This window comes from Vicinamibacterales bacterium, assembly GCA_036496585.1.
GTDB lineage: Bacteria > Acidobacteriota > Vicinamibacteria > Vicinamibacterales > 2-12-FULL-66-21 > JAICSD01.
In genome coordinates this window covers 138,216-152,407 of sequence record DASXLB010000029.1, presented here as the reverse complement: position 1 = coordinate 152,407, position 14,192 = coordinate 138,216, and the positions used below count along the sequence as shown (strand labels likewise).

Below are 14,192 nucleotides of genomic sequence, written 5' to 3'. Positions count from 1 at the left end.
GGGCGTGCCCCGGCCGCACACCAGTTCGCACACGACACGCCATTTCGGCCGCGTTCGAAGCTGATCCGCTGGCGGCATCTTTGCACTGTCCTCGCGCATGACGCCGGCCTCCGCCGCTCCCGTGCACTTGAACCCATCGATCCTGGTCGTCGACGACGAGGACGGCATTCGCGAGCTGATCGCGCGCTGGCTGATCGCCGGCGGCTACGACGTGCGCACCGCCGCCAATGCCGAAGAGGCGCTCGACCGTGTTCGCCATCGCGCGCCGGCGGTGGCGCTCTGCGACATCCGCATGCCCGGCCACGACGGCCTGTGGCTCGCGCAGCACATCCGCCGCGACTCGCCCGAGACGGCGGTGATTATGGCGACCGGCGTCCAGGACGTGAATTCGGCGGTGACCAGCCTGCGTCAGGGGGTCATCGACTATCTCACCAAGCCGTTCGGCCGCGACCGTCTTCGCGACTCGGTGCTGCGCGGGCTCGAATGGCACAAGGCGGCCGCCGATTCGCGCCGCTGGCGCGAGTCGCTCGACGCCGAGGTCGAGCAGCGCCGCCAGCGTCTGAGCGACGCGCTCGCCTCGCTGACGATCGACTCCGATGAGGCGCTCGACGGCCTGCTGTCGGCGCTGACGCTCTCGGATCCCGACGCCTATGCCCACGCCTACCGGGTCGCCGCGCTGGCGGCCAGCGTCGGCTGTGCGCTCGGCCTCGCCGAGGAGGACATGACCGCGCTCGAACGCGCCGCGCTGCTGCACGACGTCGGCAAGCTGGCGATGCCGGAGGCGGTCCTGCGCAAACCGGCGCCGCTCACCGCCGAAGAGCAGGCCATCATCCGCCTCCACCCCGAAGTGGCTGCCGATCTGATCGCCGCCGTGCCCTATCTGGCGCCGGCCGCGGAGCTGGTGCGCGACGCCTGCGAGCGCGTCGACGGGCTGGGCTACCCCAACGGCGCGCCGGCGCTCGACGTGGCGCTCGGCGCGCGCATCATCGCGGTCGCCGACGCCTACGACACGATGACCCGGCCGCGCGTATTCCGCGACGCCATTTCGCCGCGCGAGGCGGTCCTCGAACTCGACCGCTGCGCCGGCTCGCAGTTCGACACAGCGGTCGTCGAGGTGTTCAAGAGGGTCGTGCAGATCTGATGTGGAAATGTGGGGATGTGGAAATGTGGAAACGACATCTCCACATTTCCACATCTCCACATTTCCAAATACAATCGGCCGCACGTGCCCGAATTCGAGCCGGTCATCGGTCTGGAGATTCACGCCCAGCTGCTGACCGCCACCAAGATCTTCTGCGGCTGTTCGACGCGGTTCGGCGCCGAGCCCAACACCGCGCTGTGCCCGGTGTGCCTGGGGCTGCCCGGCGCCCTGCCGGTGCTCAACCGCCGGGCGGTGGAGTTGGCGGTGCGCACGTCGCTCGCGCTCGGCTGTCAGGTGCATCCCGCCTCCGTGTTCGCGCGCAAGAACTACTTCTACCCTGATCTGCCCAAGGGCTACCAGATCTCGCAGTACGACCAGCCGCTGGCGACCGACGGCGAGATCGCGTTTTCGACGGACGGCCGTCGCATCGCGGTCGGCGTCATCCGCGTGCACATGGAAGAGGACGCGGGCAAGTCGCTCCACGACGGGCTCCCCGACTCGTCGCGGTCCACGTACCTGGATTTCAACCGCAGCGGCGTACCGCTCGTCGAGATCGTGACGCGTCCCGACCTCCGATCGGCCGCCGACGCCGCCGAGGCGTTCAGCCGCGTCCGGGAGATCCTCGTGGCGGTCGGCGTCAACGACGGCAACATGGAAGAGGGCAGCCTGCGCTGCGACGCCAACGTCTCGGTCCGGCCCGCCGGCGAGACGGCCTTCGGCGTCAAGACCGAGCTGAAGAACCTCAACTCGTTCCGCCACGTGCAGCGGGCGGTCGAGTTCGAGATCGCGCGGCACGTTCAGGCCCGGCGTGACGGCACCCCGCTCGTGCAGGAGACGCGGCTCTTCGATCCCTCGACCGGCCGGACGACGGTGATGCGCACCAAGGAAGAGGCCGACGACTACCGCTACTTTCCGGAGCCCGATCTCGCGCCGCTGGCCGTCGACCCGGCGTGGGTCGAAGGGATCCGCGGGTCGCTGCCCGAACTGCCCGAGGCACGCCGCGCCCGCTTCGTGTCGCAGTATGGGCTCCCCGAATACGACGCGGGCGTGCTCACGCAGTCGATGGCCTTCGCCGATTATTTCGAGCGGGTGGCCGCCGCGAGCGGCAACCCGAAGGCGGCGAGCAACTGGGTGATGGGGGAACTCGCGCGCAAGCTGAAGGAGACCAGGGATGCGATCGAGTCGGCGCCGCTCGCCGCCGAGGCGCTCGGCGGCCTGATCGCGCTCATCGACGCCGGCACGATCACCGGCCCGGTCGCCAAGGACGTCTTCGAGAAGATGTACGGGACGCCGCGCTCCGCCCGCGACATCGTCGACGCCGAGGGGCTGGCGCGCATCGACGACGCCGCCGCAATCGATCGCATGGTGCGCGAGACGCTGGCCGGGCACCCCGCCACCGTCGCCGAATACCGGGCCGGCAAGTCGAAGGCGTTCGGCTTTCTCGTCGGCCAGGTGATGAAGGCCTCCGCCGGCAAGGCCGATCCGGCGACGGTGAACGCGGCGGTGAAGCGCTTCCTCGAGGAGCCCGCGTGATCGAGGCGCAGCACGTCTCGAAGATGTACAGCCGCGGCGTCTACGCCCTGCGCGATCTGTCGCTGCGGATCGACAAGGGGGAGTTCGTGTTCCTGACCGGACCGAGCGGCGCCGGCAAGTCGACGCTGCTGCGCATGCTGCTGCGGCAGGAAATCCCCAATGACGGGCGTCTGGTCGTCGGCGGTCGCGACCTGTCGCAGTTGTCGCTGCGCCAGGTGCAGGCGTACCGCCGTTCACTCGGATTCGTCTTTCAGGACTTCAAGCTGCTGCCGAACAAGACCGTGCTCGAGAACGTCGCCTTCGTGCCGCGCGTGCTCGGCATGGTGCCGACGCAGCAGCAGCGGCGGACGTTCCAGGTGCTGAAGTGGGTCGGGCTGCAGCACCGCATGTCCGCCTATCCGCTCGAGCTGTCGGGCGGCGAGCAGCAGCGGGTCGCGATTGCGCGTGCGCTCGTCAACGATCCGGTGATCATTCTCGCCGACGAACCGACCGGGAACCTGGATCCGGACCTGTCGCTCGAAATCATGAACCTGTTCCGCGAGATCAACGCGCGCGGTACCACGGTGCTGGTGGCGACGCACGATCGCGAGTTGATCCGCCGGGTCGGCCGCCGCACCGTCACGCTCGATCACGGCGCGCTCGTGGAGGTCGCCTGATGCGGGCCCTCGGCTATTTCTTCAGCGAGGCGGCGGAGAGCCTCTGGCGAAGCCGCCGCGCCGCCGTGGTGTCGATCGCGACGATTGCTGCGGGCCTCTTCGTCCTCGGCTTCTTCGTCATGGTCAACGCCAACCTGCAGCGAGTCGTCCGCGGCTGGACCGACGCCGCCGAACTCGCGGTCTATCTGCGAGACGATGCGTCGCCGGCGCAGGTCGCGGCGGTCGGCGAGATGGTCAACCAGAGCGGTCTGGCGTCGTCCGTGCAGTTCGTGTCGAAGGACGACGCGCGGCGCGAGTTCGCGCGGGAGTTCCCGGACCTGGCGCCGGCGTCCGCATCGCTCGATCACAATCCGTTTCCGTCCTCCTACGAGGTCCGCCTCAACGACGTCGCGCAGGACGCGACCGCGGCGATCGACACGCTGGTGACAACGCTCGGCGCAGTCGGCGGCGTGGCCGATGTGCGCTACGACCGGACGTGGATTGCACGCCTCAACGCGACCGTGCGGGTCGTCCGCGGCGTCGGCGTCATCATCATCGTGCTGCTGACGGTCGCCAGCGCGATGACCGTCGCCAACGTCGTCCGACTGGCGGCGCTCGCGCGGCGCGAGGAAATCGACATCATGCAGCTGGTGGGGGCCCCTTTCGCCTACATCCGCGGGCCGTTCATCGCCGAGGGTCTGGTCCAGGGGGGCATGGGGGCGGTGCTGGCGGTGGCGGCGCTGCTGGCCGCCTTTGCCGCGATCCGGGTGCGCTATGCGGCCTTTCTGGGGGATGCGGTCGGGCTGACAGGGCTCGCCTTTGTGCCGGCGCAGGTGGTACTCCTGCTCGTAATCGGGGGTATGGCGCTCGGCTGCCTCGGCGGTTTCGCCGTGGCGCGCGGCGTCCGCTGAGTCCGTGTGACATTTGTTTGACAAGCTCCGGCGCCGCGACTTAGACTCGATTCATCCACTCGGATATGTCTCACCCGAGGAGTCGCATGGCACGCGTTACCAGCCCGGATCGGGTCTCGAGCGCAGCTTTTCTCACCGCCTTCTACCGCGAAGAATTCCTGAAACACCGCGCGTGTCTCGCGCGACAGCGCGAATACTATTCCGAGCGCGCCATCACCGACGCTGACTGCGCCATCTCCCGGGTCTTGAACCAGCTCGAGCATCTGTGCGTTCGCGATGATGCCGACGCCGTGATGACCGGTCTGCTGCGGAAGTTCGATGTCGTCACCGGCCTGTCGGGCTGGAACGATCCCAGGAAATATCACTAATCGATTCGACGCCCACCTCCGTGCGATTGTTGCGGGTGCCTTGCGCGCCTGCGATGCGTCCGCGCTCCTCTCACGCGCGCTGGCGCTCCACCCGGTTTCCCCTGACGTTCCGCTGACTGTCATAGCTGCCGGCAAGGCAGCCGTGCCGATGGCCGATGCCTTCCGGCGAGTGTATGGAGCGCGGATCCGCGAGCTGCTGGTGGCTCGGGGATCGCACCCGCTGCCCGATGCGGCGAGCGTCGAGTCGGCGCGCCGGGCGCTTGCCCTGGCGGCCGAGTCGCGCCGGCGGAACGAGCTGCTGGTGGTGCTGCTGTCGGGAGGCGCGTCGGCCATGCTGGCCGCCCCGGCCGAGGGGCTGACCCTGCAAGACAAGATCGGCCTGACGCGCTGGCTTCTCGGAAGCGGTCTGCCGATCGCGTCGATCAACGCCGTCCGCAAGCACGTCTCGGCGATCAAGGGTGGACAGCTCGCGGCAGCGGCCGGCCTGTCGGTGACCTACGCGATTTCCGATGTCCACAGCCCGATCGAAGACGACCCCGCCGTCATCGGCTCCGGCCCGACCGTCGCCGACCCCTCGACCTTCGCTGCCGCCCTCCACGCCCTTCACCCAGGGTCAGACCGGGGTCAGACCGGGGTCAAACCGGGGTCAGACGGGGGTCAGACCACCTTCGCCGGTCTGTTCGCCGGCGACGAGCAGTCGCGGAGCCGCATCGTGCAACTTCTGCAGCGGGGCCTCCGCGGCGAGATCGCAGAAACGCCGAAGCCCGGCGATTCGCGTCTGGCGGGAGCCCACTTCGTTCTGGCGGGGTCGAGACGTGACGCGATGGACGGCGCGGCTGCGGAAGCCGCGCGGCTCGGCTACGTGGTCGAGCGCATCGATCCGCCGACGTTCGGGGCGGCCGCGCCCGCCGGCCGGGCGTTCGTCGAGCGTGCGCAGGCCCGTGCGGCCCGACACGACCGGCCTGCCTGCATCATCGCCAGTGGCGAGACGACGGTGACGCTGGAAGGGAAGACGGGAGTGGGGGGCCGCAACCAGGAGTTCGCGCTGGCGGCCGCGCTGGCGATGGCGCGCGGCGGCGACATCGCCCTGGCCAGCATCGGCACCGACGGGATTGACGGCCCGACGGATGCGGCGGGTGCCATCGCCGACGCGACGACGATCGCGCGGGCGCAGGCGCTCGGCCTGGACGCCAGCGGGGCGCTAGGGCGGCATGACTCGCATCCCTTCTTCCTGGCACTCGGCGATCTCGTCGTCACCGGGCCGACCGGCACGAACGTGGGGGACCTGCAGGTGTTCGTGAGCGGCGAACCTGAAGGCACGCCCGACGGGCCGCGGAGATAGGGCGGACCCGACATCCGCCCTTCAGATCGCAGAGGCAGGCTACTTCAGAATGGTCGCAGTGACCTCCACGGTGATCTTGCGATCGGACATGGGGTCGGCCGCCTGTGACACGATCATCGGCTTGCCGGAGTCGAGCACGAGCGTGAGGCGCTCGTTCAATTGCGACATGCCCGGTTCGAGTTCCTCCGACCCGCCGGCGGACTTCGGGAGATACTCGAGGCCAAAGGCGACCAGTACTCTGTTCGGCTCCTTCTGGACGATGGTCGGGCGCGCGTCGACGTTGATAGTCACGTTGCGATAGTTGACCATCGGTCCGTTCGCGCCCGCCTTCACAGGCATGCTCGCGCTGCTGCGGATACTGTTACTTTGGCGATCGCTCGTGATCATCGTCACGATCTTCTTCGCCGGCTGATTCGTGCCCGTCTGATCGGTAATCGACACCTCGATCTTGACGTTGATCGGCAGCGGCGCCGGTTCGGGCGGCGCCGCCTTCGCGGGTGCCGCATCGCTCTTGCTGACTTCCTTTGCCGGCGCGGCTTTGGCCGTCTGCGCTGACGCTGTGGCGGCGAACGCGACGGCCAGAATCATGAACACGACTCTCTTCAACATAGGCTCCTCGTCTTACCGCCGGTCGGGCGGTGTCAATGGTGCGATCTGCATTTCGGCGATCGGAGACAACGGGGCGATTGCAATCGTTGCCGGCGTGACGCGGCTCCCGGCAATCGGGGCGACGTTGATCGGTGCGATCCTGTTCAAGGGTTCGATCGTGATCGACGGGCCATCCAATTCGACGGCGGCGGCCGCAATCCTGCGGGGCGCCGCGGCGGCCACCGGGCGCGGCGGCGCAAGCGGGATCGCCGGCGGCGGCTCGACCGCCGCCACGCGTTTGGCAGGCAGCCGCGTATCCAGCGCCGTGGCGACAACCGGCGCGTGCGGCAGGATCGCCGTATCGTGCCGCGTGACGACCAGCGCGAGCAGGATCGCCGCCGCGACCCCCGCAGCGAGGATCCAGCGAGTCCGCTGCGAGCCGGCTGGAAGCCACAACCCGGCGCCCGGCAGCCGCGAGCCGGATCCGGGCAGCTGCGACACGATCCGCGCCCGCAGATCCGCCGGCGGCTCGACGTCGAGCATCTCGCGCACCGCCCGATCGATCGCCCGGTCGAACCGGTCGTGCGACCCTCGACCCTCGAACTGCGGCTCGCCGACCTCAGACATCCGTGTACCCCATCCCCGCCATCTTCTGTTTCAACACCCGGCGCGCCTCAGAGACGCGCCACTTCACCGTCCCCAAAGGAATACCCAACATTTGACTGATCTCTTCGTAACTGTAATCACCCGATCCCGCCAGCAGCAGCGCGTCGCGCAGCTTCCTCGGCAGCGCTGCGATGAGCGGCTTGAGCCGCCGCCGCAGGTCCGCCGTCAGCGCGTCGTCCTCCTGCGTCCACGATCCCGCCGACAACCGCTCCAGCGGATCCCGCTCCTCGCCGTCGCGATGAGCCGCGGGCGCCGCCAGCCGCTCCAGCCACCGGGTCACGCTCTTGCGCCGATCGATCGCCTTTCGCCAGGTGATCGACAAGAGCCATGTCTTGAACGACGCCTCGCCGCGGAATCCCGCCAGCTTCTGGAACGCGGTGATGAACGCGTCCTGCGCGACCTCGTCGGCCTCCACCGGCGACCGCACCGCGGCGAGCGCCGCCCGGAAGACCGCACGGCGGTGCCGTTCGACGAGCGCCCCGAACGCGTCCGCGTCTCCAGCCTGGGCTCGGCGCACGAGCGCCAGGTCGTCGGCGGGGGCGGCCTCCGCGGCGGTCACACGGTCTATAGAGTGCTGAGCCGGCATTCCGGTTGGGAAAAGTAGAATGAACGCAATGTTGAACGGCGAACAACTGCTGACGCTGATCCGCGAGAAGGTCGAACATCCTGCCACGTCCCGCGAACTGTTGCAGCGGCTGCAGATCCCCCGCGAGCAGCGCGCCACGGTAACCCGGCTCCTCAAGGAGCTCGTCCAGGCCGGCCATCTCGTTCAGACGCGCGGCAACCGTTTCGGTCTGCCGGATCGCATGAACCTGGTCGTCGGCCGCGTCCAGACCCATCCGCGCGGTTTCGGCTTCGTCGTCCCGGATCGGCCACTCGAGGGCGTGGCGGGCGATATCTTCATCGCCGGCACCAATCTCAATCAGGCGATGCACGGCGACAAGGTCGTGGTGCGCGTCGAGCGGACCGGCGAACGCGCCGAGGGACGGATCCTGCGCATCCTCGAGCGCGGCGCCTCGAGCGTGGTCGGGCGTTTCGAGGTCGATGAATCGGGAATGGGTTTCCTGGTGCCGTTCGACCGCCGCCTGATCGTCGACGTGCTGATCGCCAGCGAGGAACGCGGCGAGGCCAAGGCCGGGGACATGGTGGTGGTCGAGATCACCCGCTGGCCGACGCCGACCCGCAGCCCGCTCGGCCGCGTCGTCGACGTGCTCGGCGGCATCGACGAGCCGGGCGTCGACACCGAGATCATCATCCGCAAGTACGGCATCAACGACGCGCATGGCCCCGCGGCCATCGAGGAGGCGACGCGCCTCGGCGGCGCCGTGAAAGAGAAGGACATCCGCGGCCGCACCGACTTCCGCCCGCAGACGACGGTGACGATCGACGGCGAGCACGCGCGCGACTTCGACGACGCGATCACGATCGAGAAGCTCCCCAACGGCCACTACTGGCTGGGCGTCCACATCGCCGACGTCGCCCACTACGTGCCGGAAGGCGGCGCGCTCGACGAGGAGGCCTACGAGCGATCGACGTCGGTCTACTTCCCCGAACGCGCGGTCCACATGTTCCCGGCGGAGCTGTCGACCGGCCTGTGCAGCCTGAACCCGCAGGTCGACCGCCTGGTGCAGTCGTGCCTGATGGAAATCGACCGCCGCGGCGAGGTCGTCCGCTACGAGATCCACGACGGCGTGATCCACAGCGACGCGCGCATGACGTATACGGACGTCAGCGCGATCCTGACCGATCGCGAGCCGCGACTCCTGCGCCAGTACGCGACGCTGGTGCCGATGTTCGAGACGATGCGCGAGCTGTTCGAGATCCTCAACGCGCGCCGGCGCCGGCGCGGCTCGATCGACTTCGACCTCAAGGAGCCGGAGATCATCCTCGACGACCAGGGGATGGTCGAGCAGATCATCGCCCGCGAGCGCAACGTCGCCCACCGGATCATCGAGGAGTTCATGCTCGTCGCCAACGAGACTGTCGCGCAGCACCTCGACGAGCACGCCGTGCCGACGCTCTACCGCGTGCACGAATCGCCCGACCCGCTCAAGGTCGAGGAGTTCGAGGAGTTCGTCAGCACGCTCGGCTACAGCCTCGGCGCGCCGACCAATGCCGTCAAGCCGCGCCACTTCCAGCGGCTGGTGGAGAAGATCCAGGGGAAGCCCGAGGAAAAGCCGATCGCCTTCCTGATGCTGCGGACGATGCAGAAGGCGCGCTACGACCCGGAGAACCTGGGGCACTTCGGCCTGGCGGCCAGCTACTACGCGCATTTCACCTCCCCGATCCGGCGGTATCCGGATCTCGTGGTGCACCGCACGCTGCGCGAGTCGCGCCGCGGTATGCCGGCCGACCGCGTCGAGCAGCTCACCGAGGACCTGCCCGAGATGGCGCGCCACACCTCCGAGCGGGAACGCCGGGCCAACGACGCCGAGCGCGAGCTCGTGCAGTGGAAGAAGGTGCGCTTCATGGCCGACAAGGTCGGCGACGAGTTCGAGGGCTACCTGACGGGCGTGACCGCGTTCGGCCTCTACGTCGAGCTCGTCGAGCACTTCGTCGAGGGCATGGTGCACGTCTCGACGATGGCCGACGACTACTACCGATTCATCGAGCGGGCGCACATCCTGCGCGGCGAGAACCAGGGACGCGTCTACCGGCTCGGCGATCGCGTCCGGGTGCAGGTGATCAAGGTCGACATGGAGCGCCGGCAGATCGACCTCGGCCTCGCCGAGATCCTCGATCGCGTGCGCCTGTCCGAGCAGAACCGCGGTCCGCGGCGGAGCAAGGCCGAGCCCAAGGCCGAACGCCGCCCCACCAACAGCCGGCCGGGCAAGAAGGAGCGGCAGGAGCGACGGCGGAGGCGCCGCTGACGAGCCACGCATGAGGGATGCCGCACGGGCCACGCCGACGTCGGTCGTCATCGGGACGGCAGGGCATATCGACCACGGCAAGAGCTCGCTCGTCCTGGCGCTGACCGGCACCGATCCCGATCGGCTCAAAGAGGAAAAGGCCCGCGGCATCACCATCGATCTGGGCTTTGCGCACGCCTCGGTCGGCAACGTCGACCTCGCGTTCGTCGACGTGCCCGGGCACGAGCGGTTCGTGAAGAACATGCTGGCGGGCGTCGGCGGGATCGATGCCGTGCTGCTGGTGGTGGCGGCCGACGAATCGGTGATGCCGCAGACGCGCGAGCACTTTGCGATCTGCCGGCTGCTGCGGATTCCGTGTGGCGTCATCGCCGTCACCAAGACCGATCTCGTCGATGCCGACACGCTGGCAGTGACGCAGATGGAGGCGCGGGAACTGGTGGCCGGCTCGCAGCTCGCCGACGCGCCGATCGTTGCCGTCTCGGCGCGTACGGGCGAGGGGCTCGATGCGCTCCGCGCGGCGCTCGCCGATCTGGCGCCGGCCTCAGCCGGGCGGCCGCCGCACGGCGCCCCCCGGCTGCCGATCGATCGGGTGTTTTCGATGCGCGGGTTCGGCACGGTGGTGACCGGCACGCTGACGTCCGGGACGCTGCGCGCCGACGACGACCTGGTCGTGCTGCCGGACGGCCGCCGCGTCAAAGTGCGCGGTCTTCAGGTGCACGGCGCGCCGGAGACGCGGGCTGAGGCCGGGCGGCGGGTCGCGGTCAACCTCGGCGGTGTCGAGGTGTCGGACCTCGCCCGCGGAGACACCCTCACGATCGAGGGCGGGTTCGAGGTGACGCGCCGCTTCGACGCGCGGGTGGAACTGCTCGAAGACGCGCGCCGGCTCCGACACGGCGGCCGCGTCCGATTTCACCAGGGGACCGCCGAGCTGCTCGCGCGTGTCGGGCTCGCCGACGTCACCGAGCTCAGGGCGGGTGAAGGCGCCTTTGCGCGGATCCGTCTCGAAGCGTCAGCTGTACTGGCGCGCGGCGATCGGTTCGTGCTGCGGCAGTATTCGCCGCCGCTGACGATCGGCGGCGGGATCGTCCTGGATCCGCAGCCGTCGCGAACGCCGATCCGGACCGCGCCAGCTCTCGCGCGTTTCAAGCGGCTGGCCGCCTCGGATAGCGACGCGGCGATGGCCTTCGTCGAGGAAGCGCGCACCCGTGGCATCGAGCGTGCGGCGCTCCTGCGGCGCGCCGGCGCCCTGCCGGCCGGTGAGGTCGTGACCGTCGGGTCGGCGCTCTTCGCCGCGCCAGTGGTGGCGGATCTCGAGGCCCGCCTGCTGGCGGCGCTCGACAGCTACCACGGCGCGCACCCGCTCGCTGACGGCATGCCGCGCGAGGAAGCGCGCGAGCGGATCTTCGGCGCGGCGCCGGCGGCGCTGTTCGACGAGGTCGTGCAGCGGCTTGGCAAGGCAGGCAGGCTGGCCGGGCGCGATCGGCTCGCGTTGCCGGGGCGCGGGGTGACGCTCAGCGACGAAGAAGGGAAGGCGCAGACCGCCATCGCCGGGGTGTTTCGCGCCGCCGGACTGGCGCCTCCGGACCTCGCCGCAGCCGCGGCGTCAGCGCAGGTGACGGGGGCGGTGGCTGATCGTGTGGCGAAGCTCTTGCTGCGGCAGAAGACGCTCGTGCGGATCGAGACGATGCTGTTTCACGCGGAAGCGCTGGATCGCCTGAAGCAGGACGTGACCGGATTGAAGGGGAGCCGGGCGACGGTGGATGTCGCGGCGTTCAAGGAGCGGTTCGGCGTGACGAGGAAGTTTGCGATCCCGCTGCTCGAATGGCTGGACCGCGAGCGAATCACGAGGCGGGTCGGCGATGCGCGGGTGATTCTGTAGGGCCGATCCCGGGATCAACCGAGAATCAGCTCGGGTCTTCGCCTTCCTTGGTGGCGTCCTTGAAATTGCGGATCCCCTTGCCGATGCCGCGACCGATCTCCGGCAAACGGTTTGCCCCGAAGATCAGGATGACGATCATCAGGATGATGATGAGTTCCGGGATACCGAGCCTGCCGAGCATGATGAAGCCTTTCCCTGAAACAGAACGCTCCGATTCTACCACTTTCGGGGCGCTGGCCGCCTTGTTCCTGAGCACCGTCGGGCTGGCGGCGCAGTTCACGTCCGGGGTCAACCTCGTCGAGGTCTACGCGGCGGTGGTCGATCGGGAGGGTGCACCGGTGACCGGCCTGACGCGGGCCGACTTCACCGTGCTGGAAGAGGGCGAGCCGCAGTCGCTCTCGGCCTTTGCGGAGGGGGAGTTTCCGTTGTCGGTGGCGGTGGCGATCGACCGCAGCTTCAGCATGACGGCGCGGCTCCCGACCGCGGTCGCCGCGGCGAGCGCATTTCTTGGGGACCTCCGCCGCGAGGACCAGTCGACGCTCATCGCGATCGGGTCCGAGATCGAGACGATCGCGCCGCTTTCGTCCGACCGTCCGCCTCAGCTGGGGGTGCTGGACGCGCTGAAGCCGTGGGGAACGACCGGCCTCCACGACGCCGTGATCGCGTCGATCGACGCGATCCAGTCGGCGCGGGGCCGGCGTGCGCTCGTGCTGTTTTCCGACGGCGTCGACCGTTACAGCCGCGCCGGTGCGCGCGAGGCCCTGGCGCGCGCGCGGGCGTCCGACGTCATGATCTACCCGGTCGCTCTCGGCGAGGCCCGAGCCGAGCTGTTTCCACAGCTGGCCGCTTTGACGGGCGGGCGCTCGTTCCAGACGCGCGATCCGGGGCAGGCGACTGCCGCGGCGCACCAGATCGCCTTGGAACTGCACCACCAGTATCTGCTCGGGTATTCGCCGGCGAGGCCGATCGTCGCCGGCGCGAACCAGTGGCGCGCCATCAGCGTGCGGGTCCGTCGTCCCGACGTGACCGTGCGCGCGCGCGACGGCTACCTGGCGCGCTGAGCTGGCGGGGTTCGCGAGCCCAGTCCTGGCGCAGGGCCTGCCATGCGAGCCCGACCTCGAGCGTCCGGAGCAGGCGGCGCTTCAGCCCCCGGTACGGCTGGCGGCCGGCCACCAGGTCGATCATCACGTCGCGGATGCCGGCGCTGTGCTGCAGAGCGTCGACGAGCAGCGACGTGAAACGCGGACGGAAGAAGCCGGCCTTCAGCCGCGCGGCTCGGCGCACCTCGGCGTACAGCTCGTCGCGAACCGCCGCGGCGTACTGGCGCGCCGGGTTCGCGGTGGTCAGCGCCGCGGCCGCGAGCTGCCCCGAGCGGAGCGCGAAGAAGATCCCCTCGCGGGTGATCGGATCGACCAGGCCGGCGGCGTCCCCGAGGAGCAGCCAGCCGTTCCCGGCCGGGCGCTCGGCGTCGACGTCACCTGCCGACAACGACGGGATCGGCCAGGCGTAGCGCCGCCGGTGTCCCGACGCCGCCGGAGCATACCGGTCGAGCCACGCGTCGGTGATGGCGTGCATCTCCCTGGTTGACGTCTCATCGGCCTGCGCGCACGTGCCGACCGCGAAGTGTCCGGGTCGCGGAAAGGACCACAAGTATCCGCGCGGACGATCTACGAACCTGATTACGATTTCCGGAATGTCGGGAGCATCCACGTACGATCCGGCCGCAATCGACAGCTGCGACCGCGAGAAGGGGCGCGCGACCGTCTTCCTGACGATCCCGGCCGCGCCATCGGCGCCGAGGATCCACGGGGCGGTCGCCGATCGGCCGTCGGCGAATGCCACCGTCCACATCCCGGCGTCGCGGGATATGGATGTGGCGCGCGCCCGAATCAGCGAGGCGCCTCGTGCGACCGCCGTTGCGACCAGGGCCGCGTCGAACGGCTCGCGGGCGAACACATCGAGGTCGCCAGCCGGAAGGGGGACCGTTGCGGCGCGAGCGCCCGCCTCGAACCGCACGCGGCCAACCGGCGCGAAGGGGACCGGCGGGTCGGGCGATGGGTGTCCATCGATGCCGCTGAGCGCGCGAATCAGCTCGAGCGCGCGCCGCGTGACGCCGCCGCCGCACGGTTTCTCTCGTGGATGGCTGCCGTCGGCCATCGCCACCCGTGCGCCGCCGGATGCGAGCGCGGCCGCCGCCACGGCCCCGGATGGTCCTGCTCCGATGACGATGACCTCGAAACGCTCCACCCCTGGTAAGCG

At 69.5% G+C, this 14,192-nt stretch carries 14 protein-coding genes; 9 read left to right on the top strand and 5 right to left on the bottom strand.

All coding sequences use genetic code 11. The features are described from left to right. Positions 1-97 precede the first annotated feature (97 nt). The 6 genes from VGI12_10170 to VGI12_10145 all read left to right on the top strand — a co-directional run bounded on the left by VGI12_10170 (position 98) and on the right by VGI12_10145 (position 5,930). The gene (locus VGI12_10170; protein ID HEY2433026.1) at positions 98-1,141 is read left to right on the top strand and encodes an HD domain-containing phosphohydrolase; all 1,044 of its coding nucleotides are present in this window, start codon (positions 98-100) and stop codon (positions 1,139-1,141) included. A gap of 84 nt (positions 1,142-1,225) precedes the next feature. Further along, a complete protein-coding gene (gene gatB / locus VGI12_10165) occupies positions 1,226-2,674 on the top strand; it encodes an Asp-tRNA(Asn)/Glu-tRNA(Gln) amidotransferase subunit GatB (GenBank protein ID HEY2433025.1) in 1,449 nt (482 codons plus the stop codon). Further along, positions 2,671-3,330, top strand: coding sequence for a cell division ATP-binding protein FtsE (gene ftsE, locus VGI12_10160; protein ID HEY2433024.1), 660 nt, complete (start codon positions 2,671-2,673; stop codon positions 3,328-3,330). The genes gatB and ftsE overlap by 4 nt, the downstream gene beginning before the upstream one ends. Beyond that, the gene (locus VGI12_10155; GenBank protein ID HEY2433023.1) at positions 3,330-4,220 is read left to right on the top strand and encodes an ABC transporter permease; all 891 of its coding nucleotides are present in this window, start codon (positions 3,330-3,332) and stop codon (positions 4,218-4,220) included. The genes ftsE and VGI12_10155 overlap by 1 nt, the downstream gene beginning before the upstream one ends. A gap of 86 nt (positions 4,221-4,306) precedes the next feature. Beyond that, on the top strand, positions 4,307-4,588 hold the full coding sequence (locus VGI12_10150; protein ID HEY2433022.1) for a hypothetical protein: 282 nt from the start codon (positions 4,307-4,309) through the stop codon (positions 4,586-4,588). Further along, positions 4,539-5,930, top strand: a complete 1,392-nt coding sequence (locus VGI12_10145) for a DUF4147 domain-containing protein (GenBank protein HEY2433021.1) — start codon at positions 4,539-4,541, stop codon at positions 5,928-5,930. Before VGI12_10150 ends, VGI12_10145 begins: the two co-directional genes overlap by 50 nt. A 39-nt stretch (positions 5,931-5,969) precedes the next feature. Here the strand turns inward: VGI12_10145 and VGI12_10140 are convergent, their stop codons facing one another. Genes VGI12_10140 through VGI12_10130 form a run of 3 tightly spaced genes read right to left on the bottom strand, consistent with a single transcriptional unit; the run spans position 5,970 to position 7,743 of the window. Beyond that, positions 5,970-6,539 (bottom strand): hypothetical protein, encoded by a 570-nt coding sequence (locus VGI12_10140; GenBank protein ID HEY2433020.1) that lies wholly within the window; start codon positions 6,537-6,539, stop codon positions 5,970-5,972. A 12-nt stretch (positions 6,540-6,551) separates the two neighbouring features. Next, positions 6,552-7,145: a hypothetical protein gene (locus VGI12_10135; protein HEY2433019.1), complete on the bottom strand. Its 594-nt coding sequence runs from the start codon at positions 7,143-7,145 to the stop codon at positions 6,552-6,554. Continuing rightward, positions 7,138-7,743, bottom strand: coding sequence for an RNA polymerase sigma factor (locus VGI12_10130; GenBank protein HEY2433018.1), 606 nt, complete (start codon positions 7,741-7,743; stop codon positions 7,138-7,140). Before VGI12_10130 ends, VGI12_10135 begins: the two co-directional genes overlap by 8 nt. Positions 7,744-7,798: 55 nt before the next feature. Here VGI12_10130 and rnr point away from each other — a divergent pair, with 55 nt between their 5' ends. Beyond that, positions 7,799-10,054 (top strand): ribonuclease R, encoded by a 2,256-nt coding sequence (gene rnr, locus VGI12_10125; GenBank protein ID HEY2433017.1) that lies wholly within the window; start codon positions 7,799-7,801, stop codon positions 10,052-10,054. Between the two features lie 10 nt (positions 10,055-10,064). Continuing rightward, complete coding sequence (selB, locus tag VGI12_10120) at positions 10,065-11,933, top strand: selenocysteine-specific translation elongation factor (GenBank protein HEY2433016.1); 1,869 nt, start codon at positions 10,065-10,067, stop codon at positions 11,931-11,933. A 25-nt stretch (positions 11,934-11,958) separates the two neighbouring features. Here selB and tatA read toward each other — a convergent pair whose 3' ends face one another. Continuing rightward, the gene (gene tatA / locus VGI12_10115) at positions 11,959-12,189 is read right to left on the bottom strand and encodes a twin-arginine translocase TatA/TatE family subunit (protein ID HEY2433015.1); all 231 of its coding nucleotides are present in this window, start codon (positions 12,187-12,189) and stop codon (positions 11,959-11,961) included. On the opposite strand from tatA, the gene VGI12_10110 reads away from it, so the two are divergent. Next, complete coding sequence (locus tag VGI12_10110; protein ID HEY2433014.1) at positions 12,176-12,994, top strand: VWA domain-containing protein; 819 nt, start codon at positions 12,176-12,178, stop codon at positions 12,992-12,994. The two genes, tatA and VGI12_10110, sit on opposite strands and share 14 nt — an antisense overlap. Here the strand turns inward: VGI12_10110 and VGI12_10105 are convergent. Continuing rightward, positions 12,930-14,180: an NAD(P)/FAD-dependent oxidoreductase gene (locus VGI12_10105; protein HEY2433013.1), complete on the bottom strand. Its 1,251-nt coding sequence runs from the start codon at positions 14,178-14,180 to the stop codon at positions 12,930-12,932. The two genes, VGI12_10110 and VGI12_10105, sit on opposite strands and share 65 nt — an antisense overlap. Between the last annotated feature and the right edge of the window lie 12 nt (positions 14,181-14,192).